This is a genomic window from Rhodococcus sp. FH8 (assembly GCF_019266085.1).
GTDB lineage: Bacteria > Actinomycetota > Actinomycetes > Mycobacteriales > Mycobacteriaceae > Rhodococcus_F > Rhodococcus_F qingshengii.
Map to the genome: position 1 here is coordinate 118,568 of NZ_LPNQ01000065.1, position 20,724 is coordinate 139,291.

The following is a 20,724-nucleotide window of genomic DNA, read 5'->3' on the forward strand; positions in this document are numbered from 1 at the left end:
AGAGAAATGAAGAAGGCACTGATCACAGGCATCACCGGTCAAGACGGCTCCTATCTCGCGGAGTTGTTGCTGGGCAAGGGATACGAGGTCCACGGACTTATTCGTAGATCGTCCACGTTCAATACAGCTCGAATCGATCACATGTATGTGGATCCCCACACGCCGGATGCAAAACTGTTCCTTCATTACGGAGATCTCAGCGACGGGGCGCGTTTGGTCACTCTTCTCGCACAGATACGCCCGGACGAGGTCTACAACCTCGCAGCGCAGTCCCATGTACGGGTAAGTTTCGACGAGCCCGAACATACCGGTGACACGACGGGAATCGGGTCGATCAGGCTGCTCGAAGCAGTCCGGATGGCTGGTCTCGAATGCAGGTTCTACCAGGCGTCCAGCTCCGAGATGTTCGGTGCGACACCGCCTCCGCAGGACGAGCAGACTCCCTTCTATCCGCGATCGCCGTACGGTGCGGCGAAGGTGTACTCGTACTGGATCACCAAGAACTACCGCGAGGCGTACGGGATCTTTGCCGTGAACGGAATTCTGTTCAACCACGAATCTCCGCGGCGAGGCGAAACATTCGTAACTCGCAAGATCACGCGAGCGGTGGCGCGGATCAAGGCCGGCCTGGAAAACGATTTGTACATGGGTAATCTCGATGCAATCCGCGACTGGGGCTACGCGCCGGAGTACGTGGAGGGAATGTGGAGGATGCTTCAGGCCGACGAGCCGGACGATTACGTGCTCGCGACAGGCGGTAACTACTCGGTCAAGGATTTCCTGACGGTGGCCTTCGAGCACGCGGGTCTGAACTGGGAAGATCATGTGCGCTTCGACGAGCGCTATCTGCGGCCGACGGAAGTAGACGCGTTGATCGGAGATGCAGGTAAGGCGGAGCAGAAGCTCGGCTGGAAGGCGACTGTACATACCCCCGAGCTGGCTCGAATCATGGTCGATGCGGACATCGAGGCTCTGAAGTGTGAGGGCAAGCCCTGGATCGACCGCCCGAACCTGGTGGATTGGGAGCATGCCCGATGACGGGGGAGTACGCGCAGAAGTCCCTCGATCGGAACGATGCGGTGTACGTCGCGGGCCATCGTGGACTCGTGGGTTCAGCGATCTGGCGTCGTTTGGAGGCCGACGGTTTCAATCGCCTTGTCGGTCGCACGTCCGCCGAACTCGATCTTCGCGACCGCGGTGCCGTGTTCGAGTTCTTCGCCGCCGAGAGGCCGAAGAACGTGGTCCTCGCGGCAGCCAAGGTGGGCGGGATACTGGCGAACAGCACACTGCCGGTGGACTTCATCTCCGACAACCTTCGCATCCAGGTGAACGTGATGGACGCGGCGGCCGAGTTCGACGTAGATCGCCTGCTGTTCCTCGGATCATCCTGCATCTACCCGAAATTCGCTCCTCAACCGATTCGCGAAGAATATTTGCTGACCGGTCATTTGGAACCGACGAACGATGCATATGCCATCGCCAAGATCGCGGGAATCCTGCAGGTACAGGCTGTTCGAAAGCAGTTCGGGCGTCCGTGGATCTCCGCGATGCCGACCAATCTCTACGGCCCGGGTGACAACTTCTCTGCCAAGGGCTCTCATGTGCTGCCAGCCCTCATCAGACGCTTCGACGACGCGCGCCGTGATGGAGCTGCTTCAGTCGTGAACTGGGGCAGCGGGACGCCGAGGCGCGAGTTTCTCCACGTCGACGACATGGCGGATGCCTGCCTTCATTTGCTCGACCACTATGACGGAGCAGAACACGTCAATGTTGGTACAGGCGAGGACCAGAGCATCGCGGAGATCTCTGCGATCGTGGCGGACGAGATCGGGTTCGACGGCGAGATCGAATGGGATCATTCGAAACCTGACGGGACGCCGCGGAAGTTGCTTGACATCGGGAAGCTTCGAGATTTGGGGTGGCAGCCCAGGATTGATCTTCGTGCGGGGATCGCATCGACCGTGGAGTGGTATCGACAGAACGTCGATTCGATCAGGACATGAAGTACTACAGCATTATTCGACGTAAACTCGACTTCGACAGGCAGACATCGTTATGACTTCTCGTATTGCGGTATTCGGCACAGGCTACCTCGGGGCGACACACGCAGCTTGCATGGCCGAGTTGGGTCACGAGGTTCTCGGGGTGGATGTTGATCCGAACAAGCTCGCTATGCTCGAAGCTGGGGAGGTTCCTTTCTACGAACCGGGACTCGAGGAAGTACTGCGCCGCAACATAGCCGCGGGACGTCTTCGATTCACGGCTTCCTACGAGGAGGCCGCAGAGTTCGCCGACATCCACTTCCTCGGCGTCGGTACGCCGCAGAAGAAGGGGGAGTTCGCGGCCGACATGCGTTTTGTCGATTCGGTGATCGAGACACTCGCACCCCTCTTGACCAGGCCGACCGTAATCTTCGGGAAATCAACTGTGCCAGTCGGTACAGCAGAGCGATTGGGTGCGCGGGCACGGGAACTGGCGCCTGCCGGACAAGACGTGGAGGTGGCGTGGAACCCGGAATTTCTCCGGGAAGGCTACGCGGTGAAAGACACGCTTCACCCGGACCGGCTTGTGCTCGGGGTCGACCGCAATCGACCCGGACGTGCGGAATCGATTGCGCGTGAAGTGTACGAGCAACTCTTGAACGAAGGTATTCCCTTTGTTGTGACCGACCTTGCGACTTCGGAGTTGGTCAAAGCATCAGCCAATGCATTTCTGGCAACGAAGATCTCGTTCATCAATGCGATCTCGGAGGTGTGCGAGGCTTCAGGTGCGGATGTGACCGTTCTTGCCGATGCCATCGGCCATGACGAGAGAATTGGTAGGCGATTCCTCAACGCCGGAATCGGTTTCGGTGGGGGCTGCTTACCGAAGGACATCCGTGCTTTCATGGCACGTGCTGGTGAGCTGGGAGCAGATCAAGCACTCACATTCCTACGCGAAGTCGACAATATCAACATGCGTCGTCGTACTCGGATGGTCGAACTGGCTCGAGAAGCGTGTGGTTCTCTACTCGGAGCCAATGTGGCGGTTCTCGGTGCAGCCTTCAAGCCTGACTCCGACGACGTGCGCGACTCACCTGCGCTGAACGTTGCCGGGCAGATTCAGCTGCAAGGCGCTGCCGTCAATGTCTATGACCCGAAGGCGATGGGAAACTCGAAGGCGTTGTTCCCCACCCTCACTTACACTTCGAGCGCACTTGAAGCGTGTGCAGGCGCTGATGTCGTCTTGGTTCTGACCGAGTGGGCCGAGTTTCGAAAGTTGTTGCCGTCTGACCTCGAACCTGTCGTCCGCAAGAAGGTCATCATCGACGGACGTAACTGTCTGGAACCGACCACCTGGCGCGACGCAGGGTGGACCTACCGAGGTCTCGGAAGGCCGTAAACCGGTGAAACCTTCACGGAGGGTGGGTGTTGTAGGCATCGAGGGGAAGTGGCCGTGTGCCCGGGACCAAAGTCCGTCAGCGAGCGAGCTGTGGCCGGGGGAGATGCTGGGATAGCCGCTCGTGCATCACAGGGTGAGGGGCATGTTGCCTTGTTCGGTTGGTATGCATCAACTTCCGGCGGCAAGTTGCGTAGTTGGTCGTCGACGGACGTTGGTCCTACGGCCCGCTGTGGTATGTGACCCTTTCATGGTCGGCACAGTCGACTGACGATGTCTAGGAAGTTTCGAGGCTCCGTTGCGGTGGTGAAAAGACCAATGACGCAGTAGAGTTCAGCCTGGCTGCACGTTGTGTCTGCTCTGCGCGATGTGTGAGTGGGCCCGATGTCAGTGTCGCGGGTTTGTCAGTGTCGCGTGTTCGCCACTTCCCGATCATGCATCGGCCAGGAAGTGAGATGTGTGAGATGCCGTGAAGGCCTCTCCCCCTTGGCTGTTTCGGCAAATACCTCGCGCTGTGACGCAGGGACACGCGATAGAAGATTGGCTGCCTCGTTCAGCCTGCATTGAGTGCAGCGGCTCGACAGCGGCTGTCGATTACTACTCGAAGACGTGATACGTGTTCGAGCCGAAGGAGATTCGACGATGGATGTACGGGACTACCTGAAGATTTTGCAGGCACGGTGGAAGATAGTCGCTGTCGTCACTGTGGTCGTGATCTTGGGCGCATTGGGCGCCTCGTTGATTGCCACGCCGATCTACCAGGCTTCCACGCGCCTGTTCGTGTCGACTTCTACCGGAACAACCGTGAACGAGGCTTACCAAGGTAACCAGCTCTCACAGCAGTTGGTCACTTCCTACGCCAAGCTCCTTACCGGCGAGACACTGGCACAGAGAACGATCGATTCAGTCGGGCCCGATCGACTCGGCGGGCTTTCCGCTGCGGAGATTTCGTCCAAGGTGACCGCCACATCGGCGCCGGATACAGTACTGCTCGATTTGAGCGTGCAAGATGCGTCGCCTGAACTGGCACGTGAAATCGCAAATGCGCTCTCGGACGAGTTTGTCGTGATGGTCAAAGATCTGGGTACGCCCGCAAATGGTGGCACAGCACCTGCGCGCGTCGTTGTCGAACAGCGAGCACAAACTCCCGCGGAACCGGTGTCGCCGAAGACTTCGCGGAACGTGGCGCTCGGTGCCGCGATCGGGCTTCTGCTGGGGATCGGGTTGGCTGTGGTGCGTGATCGCCTGGACAACACCGTCAAAGAGCGCAAGGTGGTCGAAGACATCGCCGGCGCGGCGATGGTGGGAACAATTCCGTTCGACAAGGAACGCGAAGTTCATCAAGCGATCAACTTCCACGAGGGCAACTCCGCAAGTGCCGAGGCGTACCGCGAGCTGCGAACCAATCTGCAGTTCCTGGCCGTGGATCGCCCACCGAGTGTCATCGTCGTTACGAGTTCTCTTCCCTCCGAGGGAAAGACCACGACTGCGGTGAACATCGCACTCGTGTTGGCCGAGGCAGGCAAGAAGGTGTGTCTCGTCGAAGGTGACCTCCGTAAGCCTCGCGTTTCGAAGTATCTGGGACTTATCGGAAGCGTTGGTCTGAGCTCGGTCCTGGCCGGGCAAGCAGATCTCGACGACGTACTTCAAGTCACGAGCAATGCTGACCTGACGGTTCTTGCCTCAGGTCCGATTCCCCCGAACCCGAGCGAACTTCTGGGCACTGACACTGCCCATGCGGTCTTTACCGATCTCCGCAGAAGGTTCGACTACGTCATCATCGACGCCTCGCCGTTGCTTCCGGTTACGGATGCTGCAGTTCTTTCAGCGCTGGCGGACGGTGCGCTAGTGATTGCTCGTCACGGCACGACGAAGAGGGAACAGCTGAGCAGGGCGGTCGGCAATCTCCACAGTGTGGGCGCGACGATTCTCGGTACTGTCATCACGATGACCCCGCTGAACGGTCGTGGTGTCTACGAGTACAAGTACTACTACGATTCCGATCCGGTTGTCGCTGACGTGGCCGTGGAAGGTTCCGTGGACAGCAATCCAGTCGGCGAACGAAAGGTCACGTCGACAGTCATCTGACCTGGTCGTACTTTAAAATCCCGACGCCTCATAGGGCCCTCGAGCAATGCTCGGGGGCCCTTCTCTGTGTGGTGAATCGGACGCAATCTCCAGTCGGGTCCTCTGAGTCTGCGACGCGCACTGCCGGAATGCAGGTTCATCGGCCGTCGCAGTAATCGGGTAGGCACGGGCATGCGGGATGTGACGCTGCGGTCTCAGCTGTCCCTGCTTGACCGGTGCCTCTATGACTGTCGATCTGGTTGCGACCGACGAGGCCTTGTGGGCGTCTTGGTTGGAATCGCGTAGCGAGTGTGGCGGACTGCAGGCGGACCAGCCCGATTCGGCCTCGAGAGTTTCGCAACGCCTAGATGTCGATCTGGCATCCCTCGATGGATTTGGACAGCGGGTGCGGGGGTTGTCGGCCAGCTGCGACTCAGCATGAACGAGTTCTTGGCCGATGTCGGTGGCCATATCGGCCACGGGGTCCGTCGGTCGGAGGGCCGGAAAGGGATAGCGTCGACTGCTCTGGGTGAGGTGCTCGCGTATGTCGGCGACCCGGTGGGGCTCAGTCGCGTCCTGGTTACCTGCGACGAAAGGAACCCGGTTTCGCGTAAGGCAATCGAAGCGTGCGGGGGTTTACTCGAGAGCGTGCGCCCAGCTGATCAGTTGTCCCGCAATGTCGGTTGTTCGAGAGACACGCTCCGCTACTGGGTGCGAACGAGCGTGTCGAGCGTCCGTTGACCCTACACGGCCACACACGTTTGCCATGGCCATAGCCATAGCCATCGGTAGCGGTCGCCCCGCTTTGCAGCCGAGCGGCTGCGCAACTCGCATGTCCCTAATTGGGCTGTGCTGCAACTATTTCAGGACATCACCGGCGATCGCTGGCGGTCCACACTCCTCCTTTTGCATGTCTGAATTCTCGGTGTCGCCTGATCGTAGGTTCGCGCAATGCCGGCCAGGAGTAGGTAAGACGCCCAGAGGCGAAGTGTCGAACAATCGTCCAGGGCTGAGTCGACGCTGAGCGCATCAAAGTATGGATTGCAGAGTGTTTACCAACCGCGTGCTGGTTTTCGTCCAAACGCGGAGCCCAAATGGGCTAGGCGATGAAAACTATAGGTACGCAATGGTAATGGTGAGCAATGTTCACTCCTTCTTGTCGGAGGGTGAATAACTGACGTCAATGCTGGCGTCGGGAAGAACTTCGGAAAGCGCTATTGCCACGCTGTCCGGAATGTGGCAAACTCCTCACTGGTACTGACCAGCTAGCCGAAGAGTTGCCAAGATGTGAGTCCTGGCAATATCGAGGCCGGCGACGTCAGCGGGCGAGGAGAAATCGCCGATCGTCCTGTGTTTGGGTTGTTAGTGGACTCTGCATCAATCACGGGGTGTGAGCTGCGGCAATGCCGCAATAATCGACAGTTGGGCCGAGGCCTGACAATAGTCGCCGGGTTAACTGCAAGGCGCACGTAATGCGACCATTCGCACTGAACGCAGCAATGCGGAGCAGTTGCTTCGCTGTCGAAGTTTCGGGAATCGGCAAGGCGGTCCGATGGACCTCGGCCGGTGAACATCTTCAGGCCGAATTCTGTGCATGGGGAAAGGTTTCTGAACACATGACGGTTCTCGAGATGGCCGCGCCCACGAAAGAGCGGCCACAACAACACCGACGAGTAACGCCGGAGAGGGCCGGTGGAGTTTCCGCACGCAGGAAATGGCAATCTGCGTATCTTCGTCGTCTGGCGATCACCGACACGATCATCGTTGCGGCAGTTGTGTTTCTGGCTCAATGGTGGCGATTCGGTAGCGACGCGGATATCGTCGACGGTGAAGCATTCGGCCATTTCAGCTACACCGCACTGTCTTTCGCCCTGATTATCGGCTGGTTTGCCGTACTGAGGGTATTTCGGACCAGATCTCCTCGCGTGATCGGAAGCGGCCCTGAAGAGTACCGATTGATCGCTGTCGGAACGCTCCGCCTGTTCGGACTGATTGCGATCGCCAGCCTTCTCCTTCACCTGGAGATCGCGCGCCTGTACCTTGCCGTGGCGTTTCCGATGGGATTGACCGCCTTGATCGCGAGTCGTTGGATCTGGCGACGGGTGATTGCTCGTGAGCGAGCCCGAGGTGAATTTCGAACTGCCGTACTTGTGGTCGGTGTGCGAGGGGCGGTTGTCGATCTTGCACGCAACCTCGAGCGCGACGATGCCCATGGATACCGAGTTGTCGGAGTCTGCGTACCCGGCTACGGAGGAGACGTGGGCGAAGTTGTCACAGTGAACGGTCGGGACATTCCGGTGCTCGGAGACGAGCACAGTGTCACGAACGCAATCGAACAGGTCGGTGCCGACACGGTGGCAGTGACGGCGTCGGAGCGGTTCGGACCGGAAAGGCTGCGCACGTTGGCCTGGGATCTCGAGCGCGATCATGTGGACCTTGTTGTTGCACCAGGGATTCTGGATGTGTCCGGGCCGAGGCTCTCGATGCGCCCGGTCGCTGGATTTCCGCTGATCCATGTCGAGCGTCCGCGCTATCACGGCGCGCAGAAGTTCACGAAGACGACCTTCGACATCGTCTTCTCAACCGTGGTACTCGCCGTGATCAGTCCGGTGCTACTGGCGGCTGCGATCGCCGTCAAGCTCACGAGCAAGGGGCCGGTTCTGTACAAGTCCGAGCGGATGGGGTTGGACGGTCAGCCGTTCCCCATGCTCAAGTTCCGCTCGATGGTCCAGAATGCGGATTCACAGGTCACGGCGCTGATGAAGGAGAACGAAGGCGCCGGAGTGCTTTTCAAGATGCGAGACGATCCGCGTGTGACGACGGTCGGTCGATTCATGCGCCGATACTCGATCGACGAGTTGCCCCAGTTCGTCAATGTCCTCCGGCGTGAGATGAGCGTTGTAGGCCCGCGGCCACCGCTTCGGCGCGAGGTCGAGATGTACGACGGTGCGGTCAGTCGTCGGCTACTGGTCAAGCCCGGTGTCACCGGCCTGTGGCAGGTCAGCGGACGTTCTGATCTTTCGTGGGAAGACACTGTCCGCCTGGATCTTTCCTACGTCGACAACTGGTCGATGATGGGTGACGTCATGATCGTCGCGAAGACGCTCAAGGCGGTGGTGGGAAGTGATGGCGCCTACTGACAAGAAGGCGGTACCGGCGCCTTGCGAAAATGAGGCACCGAACAATCCGCTGATCTTGCGAACGGCATTGGTGATCGCGGTCATCGGCGCGAGCGGAGCCTTTCAGGCGTACACGCAGAGGACAGCGCTCGGATCGTTGCTCGTACACGGTTCGGCCGTTCTTTCGGCGACACTTGCGTTGGTCTACTTCCTCGACCGGCGATACTCACGCAATACGACGTGGCCTGTCTTCACGCTTATGATCTCGGCCGGCGTCCCGGCAACCAGCTGGTACTGGTCGACACTGCCCCGGAACTCCGCCGTCGCCGGCATCGTCGTCGTGTGCCTGGCGATCACGGGAATCATCGTCGCCCGTGAGTTGACCTTCGCGGTGCGAGTGCGGACTGTTGCCCTCACCTTGCTGGTACTTCTCGTGCTGTCGCTGATGGTCGTGTTCCTCGATCCTTCGACTGGCATCGACGTGGACACCCGCGCCGTTGCTTATCGCGGAATCTTCACGCACAAGAACACTTTGGGACGAATGGCTGCCATCGAAGTTGTACTTGTCGGTGTCATGCTCATGCTTCCCGACGTCAAGCGTATTCCGTGGGTGGCGGCGATGGCTGTCGCCGGCATCGTGTTGTTCGAGGCCCGGAGCCAGACCGGTCTCGTCGCTGCGGGGATTGCGCTGGCGACAATGCTTGCTCTGAGGTGCTTTCGACGGACACCGAACGCTCACCTCGCCTCGACTGTGATCATCGGCCTGTACCTCGGGGTGTCCGGCGCGATGAAGGTGCTCGGACCCGATGTCGCGGCGCTACTCTCGCGAGATGTCACGCTGACCGGCCGGTTACATCTCTGGACGGTATCCGACTACTACGCCGAACAGCGGCCTCTGCTCGGATGGGGCTTCGGCTCGGTGTGGGCGCCGGACAGTGCAGTGGGGCAGATGATTCGGTCAAAGCTGTCCTTTCCGGCGACCAGCGCACACAACGGAATGCTCGACATTCGGCTGCAGATCGGTTGGATCGGATTCCTGCTGCTGTTGGCCGGCTATTACCTGCTTCTGAGCACGGCGCTCGGGCGAGCCCGCAGCAGAACGGAGTACATCGCCGTCGTCGCGATCATGGTTCTCGTCTTCTCGATGGACTTGACGGAGTCGACGCTCTTCTTCGGCGCCATGTGGCTGATCGCATGGGTCTTCCTGGCGCCGTACGGACCCTCGACCCACCGCTCTCACAGTGCGGGCAACGCCGAGTTGTCGATCCGTGGGGTTCGTGCCGACAAGAACGACGCGTACAGGTTCGCTCCGGAGCGAAGAGGAGGTCACTGAGATGTACAAGTCGTTCGATGTAGCGCGTTCGAAGCCTGAAGTGAACCCGACGTCCGCCGGTGGATTCACGCCGCCGAAAGCCTTGATGTTCCATGCGATCTATCGGAATCCGGGTGGTGAGGAGCAGAGCTTCGCCAACGAATCCAAGCTCCTGAAATCGATCGGATACGAGACGGTTCAGTGCACCACCGAGAATTCCAAGATCTCCCGGGGACCGTGGGCGGCAGTCACCGCAGTGTTCAGTCCTCGCGTACTCGTCGATGCGTTGCGCATCATCCGTTCGGAGCGCCCCGACGTCATCTACGTGAACAATCTCTGGCCGGCGTTCTCGGCTTCGTTGCTCGTGGCCGCAAGAGCCGCCGCAATTCCTACGTTGCAGGCGGTTCGGAACTATCGCCTCGCCACACCGTCAGCCAAGTTGCGCGCAGATGGCACGTGCACCGAATGCGGTTCCACCAAATACTTCACGAGTTGTGTCCGCAACGGATGCTACGGAAACAGCCGACTGCAGAGCCTTGTCTGCTACCTGAGCGCTACGGCGGTCAAGCTGAGCGTCTTTGGGTGGAAGCAGCACAGGTTCGTCGCAACGAGCGCGATGACAGCACGTCTGGTCGAAGGACGACTGATCAGTTCTGGCCGCGTCGTGGTTCGTCCGAACTTCGGATTCGAAGAAAATGAACCCGAGTTTCGGAGCACTGATTCGGTTGTGTGCGTCAGCCGACTGACACCGGAGAAGGGCGTCCTGGATTTGGTGCGCAACTGGCCGCAGGGCGCTGGAAGTCCCTCGCTCACAGTTCTCGGTGACGGACCGCAGTACGGCGAGATCTCCAGCATAAGCGCAGCTCTCGACAACGTCACGCTGGCCGGATTCACTTCGCACGAAGATGTGATCGAGATACTTCGCGACAGTGCGGCGTCCGTGGTGCCGTCTCAATGGGCAGAACCGTTCGGACGCGTTGCGATCGAATCGATGTCGGTTGGCACCCCGGTCATCTACGCAACCAACGGTGCACTCGCGGACATCGTCGGACCGGGCGGAACGCCTCTCCATACCTTGGAAGAGTCGTCGATACGCGAGGCACTCGATCGAATCTTCGGAGCGGACGATCGATCGGCGATACGCAGATCCGCTTATCGTCACTACTCGAATCGCTTCACATCGCGCAAAGCGGCGACGTCGATGCGTGAGCTCATCGACGAGGTGAGATCGTGAAAGATCGCACTCGGCATGTGACATTCATGGCCGATCAAGGGCTTTCGAGCGTCCTCACTTTTGTCGTTCTCACCTCGGTGGCACGACTCGGTGGTCCGATCGAAGTCGGCCAGGTTGCCGTGATTCAATCGGCGGGTCTGTTGGCACTGGCACTGGGGAGAGCGATCGGCGTCGACGTCTGGCTGTCGCGAGGGGCGGGGTCCGACGAGCGTGGACCGGCGTTGGCGCCCACGATCGTGCTGGCGGCGGTATCGGTGACATCGGTGTGGGCACTGTTCCTGATCGCCGGCTCGGACTCGATGAATCTCACGGTATACGCTTTGGCTGCAGCTGGTTTCGTGGTGTTGGACGTGATACGTACGATGCTGATGCACGACGGTGCGAGTTGGATCTCTGTGTCGATACAGATCGTGACACTCTCGTTCGTCCTTATTGCAGCTTTCCTGGTCGAGAATCTGACACTTGCACTCGTGACCTATACGGTCGGTGTCTTCGTCGCGCTCGCTCTCGGTCACGCATCCATGCGTCTGGTACCGCCGGTACCGTCGATCAGGTACTCGCGCACTCACCGATATAGATCCGTGCCGTTTGCGATCGAGATATTGATGGGATCAGCTGCGCAGCAGGCGATGTTCTTGATACTCACTGTGGTGGCGTCGATCTCGATGATCGGTGAGATCAGAACTGCCCAGACACTGCTCGGTCCGCTGTCCTTGATATTCGCGGGCATCTCGCCAATTCTGATGCGTAAGTTCGGCAGTGGTGTCGAAGCGATGAGCCCGAGCGAGTGCATGGCACTCGGCCGCCGAGTGGGCTTGCAAATCTTCTGGGTTTCGATCATCTGCGTTTCGCTGATCTGTCTCACGCTCGAGATTCGATTCTTGGGAGTGCGATTGATGGATCATCTGGTCGGGTCGCACTTTCCGAACTTGATACCGGTCATTCTGCTGTGCGGGTTGGCGGTGGCGTTCAACGGGATTCTGCTGGGAGTCGGCACGTCGATCCGCGTCGTGGACAAGACGGGAAACCTCAACAGATTTCGCGCCTTGCTGTTACCTCTGCAGTTTCTGATCGTTCTCGGGGCGGGACTGACCGACCGCGCCGTACCCGTCGCAGGAGCATTGGCCGCGTCGGCGTGCGTCAGCGCGAGCGTCGCACTTCTGGTTTCGATGAACCGTGACGCCCGACCGAAAGTTGACCTCTCATGAAGAATCCCAGCGGCGTCGTAGTGGCGATTCTGACCTTCCGTCGTGAATCGGAACTGGCTGTCTGCATCGACAGCGTCCGGGCATCGATCCAGGCTTCCGGTGCCTCCGCCCAGGTCGTAGTAGGCGACAACGATCCGGAATCCACCACGCCGACGTATGTTGCCGACGGGATCGAACGACTGCATCTCGGATTCGGCGGGGTATCTCCGGCGCGACGTGCGCTCGTCGATCTCGCCCGTGCACGAGATCGTCGTTACATCGTCTTCGTCGACGACGACGAGTACGTCGATGTCGACTGGCTGTCGAATCTCCTCACCTGCGCAGCAGATTTCGACGCAGGTGCTGTGGCCGGTCCTGTGATTCCGGTGGGTCTGCCTGCCTCGGAACTTCCATTGCACACTCGCGTTCGCCATTCGACCGGCACCCCGGTTGCGTCTGCAGGCGCAGGAAATCTGTTGTTGGACCTGAAGGCTTTGAACGGCTTGAACTTCAGTGACGACTGGGATCTACCTGGCGGCGAGGACACCGAGTTCACGCTCAGGATGAGCGCCGGCGGTGTCCGGTTGTTGTGGTGCGACGAGGCGCTTGCGTACGAACCCGTAGGCGAGGATCGGCGTCGGGATTCCTGGCTCTTCGCCCGGTATGTCAACAACGGACGAATCCTCGCGGTCTGTCAGGGACAGCTCGACCTGCCACTGTTGGCGGCTCAGAGTGCCAAACGCGCTCTGCTCGTACTCGCGTCGGCGACGTTGATCCCCGCTGCCTTGATCAGTCCACGGATCAAGCGCGTGGTTCTCGACAACGGTGCACGCAACATCGGTTGGTTCTCAGAGCGATTCAGCCGCAGCGATTCTCGGACGCCGCGCGCACAGAGGCTGGTGGTAGCGCGATGACACGGTTGTTGATGACGGCATACGCCTGCGATCCGAATCAGGGGAGTGAATCCGGTGCGGGTTGGGCGCTTCTCTCGGCGGCTTCCGAACTGTGTGAGTCGATCACGGTGGTGACTCGCTCCGGTGAGGCTCCCGCATTGGAATCAGAGTGTGAACAGCTCGGTTGCGAGGTTCGTGTCGTGCGAATAGCGACTTTGCCCGCGGAAGAAGCCGGATCGTACGGTCGATACCTCCGATGGCTCTGGCACACTTCACTGTTCGTTCGGCGTGAAGCGGCAAACTTCGACGTCCTGCATCATGCAACGTTCGCCTCCGACTGGTTGCCCCCACCGGTGCTGTTCGGTGGAGCCGGCGGAGTACGACTGGTATGGGGGCCTGCCGGGGGCAACACCTACCCGCCGATGCCGCTCGCCAGGCGCATCGGTATGCGGTACCTGGCAACCACGGCAGTTCGGACCTGCTCCACGAAAGCCGTTCGGTCACTGACACACATCTTCATGTCCGGACGAGTCGACACTTTCATCGCGATGAACTCCGACAGCGGACGAGGCGCACCGCGGGCACGCAATGTCGTCGTCCAACCCAATTGTGTTCTGGACTACGACGGAATCGAGAAGCAAGCGGTACCCAGACCGAAACGAAGACTCTTGTTCGTAGGAAGACTGTTGCAATACAAAGGAATCGACCTGATTCTGGATGCGCTCGAGCAGCTGGGCACCGATTGGTCCATGACCTTTGTCGGGGAGGGACCCGCCCGCGGGCGGATCGAGAAGTCGCTTCCGTATCGGCGCGGTCAGGTCACGCTTCGCGGATGGCGCGACAGATCGGAAGTGGTAAGCGAGATGGGGGCCTCCTCCGCTCTGCTCTTCCCGAGCATGCACGATTCGGGCGGCTGGGTGGCGGCCGAAGCGGCTGCGGTGGGCCTGCCGGTGGTCTGTTTGGATCTCGGCGGTGTGCCGACACTGGCAGGTAGGAACGCCGTGACGATCCAGGTTGCTCCGGCGTCGACTCTCGCCTCTCGTATCGCTCGATCGATTGTCGAGACAGAGCTTTCTTTCTTTGAACCGCAGCGTGATTGGACTCGATCTCGGTTGACATCAGTCTTGTCACGCAGCTACGGCCAGTGCAATGAACGTCGACAAACGAACTCGAAGAAGTGGTGAGACAGATGAGCAGTCCGTTCGAGGTCATCGAGGTGGGTGGCATTCCGTTTGCCGCGACCAATCTCGAGGGAGCTACCGATTGGGTAGTCAACGACAGACGAGAGGGAGCCGGAACCGGAGTCTCCGTGAGGTTGTCGAATTCCTACTGCGTGTCGGCGGCGCACAGTGATCGCGACTACTCCGCGGTTTTGAAGGGTCCCGGTGTGAACTTCGCAGACGGAACCCCGGTCAGCTGGGTGATGCGCCTGATCGGCGGCACCGCCGATCACGTCGGTGTTCGACCAGTCCGGGGTCCGTCGTTCTTCGAGGCCACCCTGGACAAGGGACGCCGCTACAGCCTTCGTCACCATTTTGTCGGCACGACAGAAGAGACGTTGAATCTCTTGACGGATCGAGTCGAGGAGTTATACCCGGGAATCAAGGTGGCCGGCACATATGCCCCGCCGTTTGCCGCGTTCAGCGAGGAGTTCGTCGACGACATCATCACGAAGGTCGATCCGACGTCACCGGACATCGTGTGGGTCGGTCTGGGTGCGCCGAAGCAGGACTTTGTCACGAAGGCGATAGCGGATCGAACCGACTACGTGGCCGTCGGTGTCGGCGCGGCCTTCGACTTCTTGGCCGGAACTGTTTCGGAGGCGCCATCTTTCGTCCAGAACTCGGGTTTCGAGTGGTTGTATCGACTTGTATCCGAACCCAAACGTCTGTGGCGGCGCTACCTGTTCGGTAACTCGACATTCGTACGGCTGGCATCACGTGACATACGAAAAGTCTTCGGCCGTTTGGGGGGACGCGCATGAGCGAGATCAAGACTACCGAGCGATTCGGAGGACTACGGACCACAACCGTGGTTTCGCAACTATCAGGCGGGCTGTCCCGCAACGGAAGGAACGCAGGATGAAACGCGCACTGATTACCGGAATCACGGGGCAGGACGGCTCTTACCTTGCCGAGTTGCTGCTCTCCAAAGGCTACGAGGTTCACGGACTGATCCGTCGATCCTCGACGTTCAACACTTCGAGGATAAACCACATCTACGTTGACCCGCACGATGCGGATGCCCGACTTTTTCTTCACTACGGTGACCTCAGTGACGGAGCGCGCCTGGTGACACTACTCGCGCAGATCAATCCGGACGAGGTGTACAACCTCGCTGCGCAGTCTCACGTCAGGGTCAGCTTCGACGAACCCGAACACACCGGGAACACCACTGGCGTCGGGTCGATCCGACTACTCGAAGCGGTTCGGATGGCCGGACTCGACTGCCGGTTCTACCAGGCGTCGAGTTCCGAGATGTTCGGTGCCACACCGCCACCGCAGAACGAGGAGACACCGTTCTACCCACGTTCGCCCTACGGTGCGGCGAAGGTGTACTCGTACTGGATCACCAAGAACTATCGTGAGGCATACGGGATCTTCGCTGTGAACGGAATTCTGTTCAATCACGAGTCCCCTAGGCGTGGTGAGACATTCGTGACGCGGAAGATCACGCGCGCGGTCGCACGCATCCAGGCAGGTATCGAGGATCATCTGTACATGGGCAATCTCGATGCGATTCGCGACTGGGGATATGCGCCGGAGTACGTGGAGGGAATGTGGCGCATGCTGCAGGTCGACGAGCCTGAGGATTTTGTGCTCGCCACCGGTGGCAACTACTCGGTGCGCGACTTCCTGACCGTCGCGTTCGAACATGCAGGTCTGAACTGGGAAAACCACGTTCGATTCGACGAACGGTATCTTCGGCCGACCGAGGTGGACGCACTGATCGGGGATCCGAGTCATGCCGAGCGCAAACTCGGTTGGAAGGCCGGCGTGCACACACCCGAACTGGCCCGGATCATGGTCGAGGCAGACATCGAAGCGCTCGAACACGAAGGGCGGCCGTGGATCGACACTCCGGCACTTCCCGACTGGTCGGCGACGCGATGAGTGATTCATTCGCAGCGCGACCACTCGATCGAGGCGCACCGTTCTACGTGGCCGGCCACCGAGGTCTGGTCGGCTCTTCGGTGTGGCGACACCTGGAATCTGCGGGCTTCACGAGGTTGCTCGGAAAGACCTCGGCCGAACTCGATCTACGTGACCGGGAAGCTGCTTTCGATTTCTTCGCCCGCGAAAAGCCGACCAACGTGATCCTCGCAGCAGCAAAAGTTGGTGGGATTGCGGCGAACAGCACTTTCCTCGTCGACTTCCTGTCGGAGAATCTGCGCATCCAGGTGAACGTGCTCGACGCTGCCCTCGCACACGGCGTCGAGCGTCTCCTGTTCCTCGGATCATCTTGCATCTACCCGAAATTGGCACCGCAACCGATCAAGGAGGAATACCTGCTCACCGGGCATCTCGAGCCGACCAACGACGCCTATGCAATAGCAAAGATCGCGGGAATACTCCATGTTCAAGCTGCCAGGCGGCAGTATGGTCGCCCCTGGATCTCAGCTATGCCCACCAACCTGTACGGCCCGGGAGACAATTTTTCGCCGCACGGATCGCACGTACTTCCCGCACTCGTTCGGCGTTACGACGAGGCGCAGTCGTCGGCAGTCCAGTCGGTTGTCAACTGGGGGAGTGGCAATCCGCGACGTGAATTCCTGCATGTCGACGACTTGGCGTCGGCGTGTCTGCATCTGCTCGACAACTACGACGGTGCATCGCATGTCAACGTCGGAACCGGCGAAGACCACACAATTCGCGAGATCGCTTCGATGGTCGCCGACGAGGTCGGATACACCGGCGAGACGCAGTGGGACACCTCGAAGCCTGACGGAACGATGCAGAAACTGCTGGACGTGAGCATGATTCGTGAACTCGGATGGCGGCCGACAATCGGATTGCGCGAAGGAATCGCGTCGACGATCTCGTGGTACCGCGACAACATCGGTGCCGTACGCACCTGAATCACTTTTCCCATCAACACACTTCGCACACTCTCGAGAAAGCAGATCGAGCAACATGAGCACTCGCATAGCAGTATTCGGCACGGGATACCTGGGCGCGACACACGCGGCCTGTATGGCCGAACTCGGTCACGAGGTCCTCGGAGTGGATGTCGATGCGGCAAAGCTGGAGAAACTGGCAGCAGGTGAAGTTCCGTTCTACGAGCCAGGGTTGGGCGAGGTCCTACGAAACAACATCGATCGAGGGCGACTGAAGTTCACGTCGTCGTACGAGGAAGCCGCAGAATTTGCGGTCGTGTTCTTCCTCGGGGTCGGTACGCCGCAGAAGAAGGGTGAGTTCGCCGCGGACATGGTCTACGTGGATGCCGTGATCGAGACTTTGGCGCCGCTGCTCACCAAGCCCTCGGTCATCTTCGGCAAGTCCACAGTACCGGTGGGCACCGCGGAACGGCTCGGCAAACGCGCGCGGGAACTGGCACCGATCGGTGACGGCGTCGAAGTCGCGTGGAATCCCGAGTTTCTCCGTGAAGGATTTGCCGTCCAGGACACGTTGCACCCGGACCGACTTGTGCTCGGAGTCGATCGAAATGTCCGCGGTCGAGCGGAATCTGTTGCGCGCGAGGTTTATGCAGAGCTCCTCGATGAGGAGATTCCGTTTCTCGTCACGGACCTTGCGACGGCGGAGTTGGTGAAAGCGTCAGCGAACGCTTTCCTGGCCACCAAGATCTCGTTCATCAACGCCATCTCCGAAGTGTGCGAGGCCGCGGGCGCCGACGTCACAGTACTCGCCGACGCGATCGGGCACGACGTTCGGATCGGACGTCGATTCCTCAACGCGGGAATTGGTTTCGGCGGAGGGTGTTTGCCGAAGGACATCCGCGCCTTCATGGCTCGCGCCGGTGAACTCGGTGCCGACCAAGCACTGACGTTCCTGCGCGAAGTCGACAACATCAATATGCGCAGACGTACACGCATGGTCGAACTGGCGCGGGAGGCATGCGGATCGCTTCTCGGTGCGAGAGTCGCAGTTCTGGGTGCCGCGTTCAAACCGGACTCGGACGACGTTCGTGATTCGCCGGCGCTCAACGTCGCGGGTCAGATTCAGCTCCAAGGTGCTGCAGTGAACGTGTACGACCCAAAGGCCATGGACAATTCGCGCGCGCTGTTCCCGACGCTGACCTACTCGGCAAATGCATTGGAGGCCTGCGAAGGTGCCGACGTCGTCCTGGTATTGACCGAGTGGCTCGAATTCTTGAAGTTGCAGCCGTCCGATCTCGATTCGGTGGTTCGCAACAAAGTGATCGTCGACGGGCGCAATTGCCTTTCCCCCGACGACTGGCGAGGCGCAGGTTGGAACTACCGCGGACTGGGACGCCCGTGAGCACAGGACGTCTCGTCCGTCGCAGCTGATCTATATCGAAATTGATAAAGCCCGGTTCGCCCTCGCGGTCCGACCGGCAAAGACCGCTCAGACCCGCAGTGGACATGCGTGAGCCGAAGGAGACATCAAGATGGAAATTGTCGACTACCTGAAGATATTGCAAGCCAGATGGCGAATCGTCGCTGCTGTAACCGTGCTCGGAATCCTCGGAGCCCTTGGCGCTTCTCTTCTTTCGACGCCCGTTTACCAGGCCTCGACGAGGCTGTTCGTTTCGACGTCGGCGGGTACCTCGGTCAACGAGGCACTACAGGGCAGTCAACTTTCACAGCAGCGAGTTCTGTCCTATACAAAACTCCTGACCGGCCGAACACTCGCACAGCGGACGATCGACGAACTGGGACGGAGGGTGGTCGGCGGGATGTCGGCTGACGAGTTGGCCTCCAAGGTCACTGCGACGTCGGCGCCCGACACTGTGTTGATCGACCTCGCAGTCAAGGACGCGTCACCGGAACTCGCACGCGAGATCGCAAACACTCTCTCATCCGAATTCGTGGCATTGGCAAAGGAACTGGAGACACCCGAGAACGGCGGAACACCGCCTGCACGTGTGGTCGTCGAACAGCAGGCTCAACAGCCGACTGTTCCGGTGTCACCCAAGACTTCGCGCAACCTCGCGCTCGGCGCGGTGGCGGGACTGGTTGTGGGGATCGCGCTTGCGTTGATTCGTGATCGACTCGACAACACGGTGAAAGATCGTCGAACTGTAGAAGAGATCGCGGGTTCGGCGATGGTGGGCACGATCCCGTTCGACAAGGACGTCGAAGTCAATCACGCGATCGCTTTCAGTGACGGAAGTTCCGTGAGTGCCGAAGCCTTCCGTGAGTTGCGCACCAACCTTCAGTTCCTCGAGGTGGACCATCCACCGCGTGTCATCGTCGTCACGAGTTCGCTTCCCTCCGAAGGTAAGACGACCACGGCCGTGAACATCGCTCTCGTCTTGGCGGAGGCCGGCAAATCAGTGTGCCTGATGGAAGGCGACCTCCGGAAGCCGCGAGTATCGAAGTATTTGGGATTGCTCGGAAGTGTCGGCGTCAGTTCGGTGCTCTCCGGTCAAGCGACGCTGGACGATGTGCTTCAGCCGACCGAGTTCGACGGGCTGACAGTGCTCGCCTCCGGACCGATCCCGCCGAACCCGAGCGAACTACTCGGCACGGACACGGCCAAACATGTTCTCGAGGAACTGCGGGCGCGATACGACTACGTCATCATCGACGCCTCGCCGTTGCTACCCGTCACGGATGCCGCGGTCCTGGCCGCGATGTCGGACGGTGCCCTGGTGATCGCCCGACACGGCTCCACGAAGTGCGATCAACTGGCGCGCGCGGTCGGAAACCTACAGAGTGTGGGTGCGCACGTCCTGGGCACTGTCATCACGATGACGCCGTCTCGCGGACGCAATGCGTACGAGTACAGCTACTACTATGAGTCGGACAAGTCGCTACCGCAGTTGACCGCGGTGCCCGCGCTCAACGCTCACCGAAGCGAAGTCGGCTGAGCAGCGGGCCGAGGAGATCGGCGATCTCAAGTCCGATCTCGTGAAACACGTTCTCTTCCTTACCCATCGGATCCATGACGTCCTCGGGTTCGGTGGCACGAAATCGGGGTCTGGCGGCGGCGAGGTCCTCGACAGTTCCTGCATCTGCGAGCGAGCCCAACCGTGCGGCTTCTCGAAGTGTGAACGTGCGCTTGAGCCGCGCCGGAGCCATCGCCAGGACCTTGTCTCGCTGACTTTCGGTCATCGTGAGAATGAGGTCGGCGTCCGAGGCCAGCGCTGTTGTCATGCGTCGGGCTTGAAACTCCGTGGGGTCGCCGCCGAGCCCCGCGAGAACCCTCGCAGCAGTTGGCTCGATCGGGTGTCCGACCATCGCCCGGGTTCCGGCACTCGAGGCGGTGAATCCGGTGACCCCGGCTTCGGCGGCATAAGCACGTGCAAGGCGTTCGCCCGTGGGTGATCGGCAGATGTTTCCCGTACAAACGAAGAGAACGTGCATGGCAGAAGCATAGGTTGCACACGC

Annotated in this window: 17 protein-coding genes; 16 read left to right on the plus strand and 1 reads right to left on the minus strand. The window is 60.0% G+C overall.

Annotation, left to right across the window (positions count from 1 at the left end):
- The first annotated feature begins 6 nt into the window (after positions 1-6).
- The 16 genes from gmd (ATN38_RS14935) to ATN38_RS15010 all read left to right on the plus strand — a co-directional run bounded on the left by gmd (ATN38_RS14935) (position 7) and on the right by ATN38_RS15010 (position 20,204).
- Positions 7-1,038, plus strand: coding sequence for a GDP-mannose 4,6-dehydratase (gmd, locus tag ATN38_RS14935; RefSeq protein WP_003943737.1), 1,032 nt, complete (start codon positions 7-9; stop codon positions 1,036-1,038).
- Entirely contained in the window at positions 1,035-2,003 is a 969-nt protein-coding gene (locus tag ATN38_RS14940; RefSeq protein WP_007726619.1) for a GDP-L-fucose synthase, read from the plus strand. The genes gmd (ATN38_RS14935) and ATN38_RS14940 overlap by 4 nt, the downstream gene beginning before the upstream one ends.
- Before the next feature lie 52 nt (positions 2,004-2,055).
- Positions 2,056-3,381, plus strand: a complete 1,326-nt coding sequence (locus ATN38_RS14945; protein WP_007726621.1) for a UDP-glucose/GDP-mannose dehydrogenase family protein — start codon at positions 2,056-2,058, stop codon at positions 3,379-3,381.
- Positions 3,382-4,020: 639 nt separating this feature from the next.
- Positions 4,021-5,466, plus strand: a complete 1,446-nt coding sequence (locus ATN38_RS14950; RefSeq protein WP_007726623.1) for a polysaccharide biosynthesis tyrosine autokinase — start codon at positions 4,021-4,023, stop codon at positions 5,464-5,466.
- A gap of 417 nt (positions 5,467-5,883) precedes the next feature.
- Positions 5,884-6,186 (plus strand): GNAT family N-acetyltransferase, encoded by a 303-nt coding sequence (locus ATN38_RS32785; RefSeq protein WP_232508989.1) that lies wholly within the window; start codon positions 5,884-5,886, stop codon positions 6,184-6,186.
- Between the two features lie 875 nt (positions 6,187-7,061).
- The gene (locus ATN38_RS14960) at positions 7,062-8,585 is read left to right on the plus strand and encodes a sugar transferase (RefSeq protein ID WP_218748176.1); all 1,524 of its coding nucleotides are present in this window, start codon (positions 7,062-7,064) and stop codon (positions 8,583-8,585) included.
- Positions 8,572-9,897 (plus strand): O-antigen ligase, encoded by a 1,326-nt coding sequence (locus tag ATN38_RS14965; RefSeq protein WP_218748177.1) that lies wholly within the window; start codon positions 8,572-8,574, stop codon positions 9,895-9,897. Before ATN38_RS14960 ends, ATN38_RS14965 begins: the two co-directional genes overlap by 14 nt.
- A gap of 1 nt (position 9,898) precedes the next feature.
- Positions 9,899-11,110, plus strand: a complete 1,212-nt coding sequence (locus ATN38_RS14970; protein ID WP_054825804.1) for a glycosyltransferase family 4 protein — start codon at positions 9,899-9,901, stop codon at positions 11,108-11,110.
- Positions 11,107-12,318, plus strand: coding sequence for a hypothetical protein (locus tag ATN38_RS14975; RefSeq protein WP_218748178.1), 1,212 nt, complete (start codon positions 11,107-11,109; stop codon positions 12,316-12,318). The genes ATN38_RS14970 and ATN38_RS14975 overlap by 4 nt, the downstream gene beginning before the upstream one ends.
- Entirely contained in the window at positions 12,315-13,211 is an 897-nt protein-coding gene (locus ATN38_RS14980; protein WP_218748179.1) for a glycosyltransferase family 2 protein, read from the plus strand. Before ATN38_RS14975 ends, ATN38_RS14980 begins: the two co-directional genes overlap by 4 nt.
- Positions 13,208-14,374 carry a glycosyltransferase family 4 protein gene (locus ATN38_RS14985; RefSeq protein WP_218748180.1) on the plus strand — a complete coding sequence of 389 codons (1,167 nt, stop codon included), beginning with the start codon at positions 13,208-13,210 and terminating at the stop codon, positions 14,372-14,374. Before ATN38_RS14980 ends, ATN38_RS14985 begins: the two co-directional genes overlap by 4 nt.
- Before the next feature lie 5 nt (positions 14,375-14,379).
- Positions 14,380-15,174 carry a WecB/TagA/CpsF family glycosyltransferase gene (locus ATN38_RS14990; RefSeq protein WP_054831299.1) on the plus strand — a complete coding sequence of 265 codons (795 nt, stop codon included), beginning with the start codon at positions 14,380-14,382 and terminating at the stop codon, positions 15,172-15,174.
- 97 nt (positions 15,175-15,271) lie between these two features.
- Positions 15,272-16,303: a GDP-mannose 4,6-dehydratase gene (gmd, locus tag ATN38_RS14995; protein ID WP_003943655.1), complete on the plus strand. Its 1,032-nt coding sequence runs from the start codon at positions 15,272-15,274 to the stop codon at positions 16,301-16,303.
- Positions 16,300-17,268: a GDP-L-fucose synthase gene (locus tag ATN38_RS15000; protein WP_218748181.1), complete on the plus strand. Its 969-nt coding sequence runs from the start codon at positions 16,300-16,302 to the stop codon at positions 17,266-17,268. Before gmd (ATN38_RS14995) ends, ATN38_RS15000 begins: the two co-directional genes overlap by 4 nt.
- Positions 17,269-17,323: 55 nt before the next feature.
- Positions 17,324-18,649 (plus strand): UDP-glucose/GDP-mannose dehydrogenase family protein, encoded by a 1,326-nt coding sequence (locus ATN38_RS15005; protein ID WP_165639189.1) that lies wholly within the window; start codon positions 17,324-17,326, stop codon positions 18,647-18,649.
- Positions 18,650-18,779: 130 nt separating this feature from the next.
- Complete coding sequence (locus ATN38_RS15010; protein ID WP_218748182.1) at positions 18,780-20,204, plus strand: polysaccharide biosynthesis tyrosine autokinase; 1,425 nt, start codon at positions 18,780-18,782, stop codon at positions 20,202-20,204.
- Here the strand turns inward: ATN38_RS15010 and ATN38_RS15015 are convergent.
- Positions 20,176-20,700, minus strand: coding sequence for a protein-tyrosine-phosphatase (locus ATN38_RS15015; RefSeq protein ID WP_058038968.1), 525 nt, complete (start codon positions 20,698-20,700; stop codon positions 20,176-20,178). The genes ATN38_RS15010 and ATN38_RS15015 overlap by 29 nt on opposite strands.
- Positions 20,701-20,724 lie beyond the last annotated feature (24 nt).

Bases quoted from the DNA above. Each gene is read 5' to 3' on its own strand.
- gmd (WP_003943737.1), top strand. From the start codon at position 7: ATGAAGAAGGCACTGATCACAGGCATCACCGGTCAAGACGGCTCCTAT.
- ATN38_RS14940 (WP_007726619.1), top strand. From the start codon at position 1,035: ATGACGGGGGAGTACGCGCAGAAGTCCCTCGATCGGAACGATGCGGTG.
- ATN38_RS14945 (WP_007726621.1), top strand. From the start codon at position 2,056: ATGACTTCTCGTATTGCGGTATTCGGCACAGGCTACCTCGGGGCGACA.
- ATN38_RS14950 (WP_007726623.1), top strand. From the start codon at position 4,021: ATGGATGTACGGGACTACCTGAAGATTTTGCAGGCACGGTGGAAGATA.
- ATN38_RS32785 (WP_232508989.1), top strand. From the start codon at position 5,884: ATGAACGAGTTCTTGGCCGATGTCGGTGGCCATATCGGCCACGGGGTC.
- ATN38_RS14960 (WP_218748176.1), top strand. From the start codon at position 7,062: ATGACGGTTCTCGAGATGGCCGCGCCCACGAAAGAGCGGCCACAACAA.
- ATN38_RS14965 (WP_218748177.1), top strand. From the start codon at position 8,572: ATGGCGCCTACTGACAAGAAGGCGGTACCGGCGCCTTGCGAAAATGAG.
- ATN38_RS14970 (WP_054825804.1), top strand. From the start codon at position 9,899: ATGTACAAGTCGTTCGATGTAGCGCGTTCGAAGCCTGAAGTGAACCCG.
- ATN38_RS14980 (WP_218748179.1), top strand. From the start codon at position 12,315: ATGAAGAATCCCAGCGGCGTCGTAGTGGCGATTCTGACCTTCCGTCGT.
- ATN38_RS14985 (WP_218748180.1), top strand. From the start codon at position 13,208: ATGACACGGTTGTTGATGACGGCATACGCCTGCGATCCGAATCAGGGG.
- ATN38_RS14990 (WP_054831299.1), top strand. From the start codon at position 14,380: ATGAGCAGTCCGTTCGAGGTCATCGAGGTGGGTGGCATTCCGTTTGCC.
- gmd (WP_003943655.1), top strand. From the start codon at position 15,272: ATGAAACGCGCACTGATTACCGGAATCACGGGGCAGGACGGCTCTTAC.
- ATN38_RS15000 (WP_218748181.1), top strand. From the start codon at position 16,300: ATGAGTGATTCATTCGCAGCGCGACCACTCGATCGAGGCGCACCGTTC.
- ATN38_RS15005 (WP_165639189.1), top strand. From the start codon at position 17,324: ATGAGCACTCGCATAGCAGTATTCGGCACGGGATACCTGGGCGCGACA.
- ATN38_RS15010 (WP_218748182.1), top strand. From the start codon at position 18,780: ATGGAAATTGTCGACTACCTGAAGATATTGCAAGCCAGATGGCGAATC.
- ATN38_RS15015 (WP_058038968.1), bottom strand. From the start codon at position 20,700: ATGCACGTTCTCTTCGTTTGTACGGGAAACATCTGCCGATCACCCACG.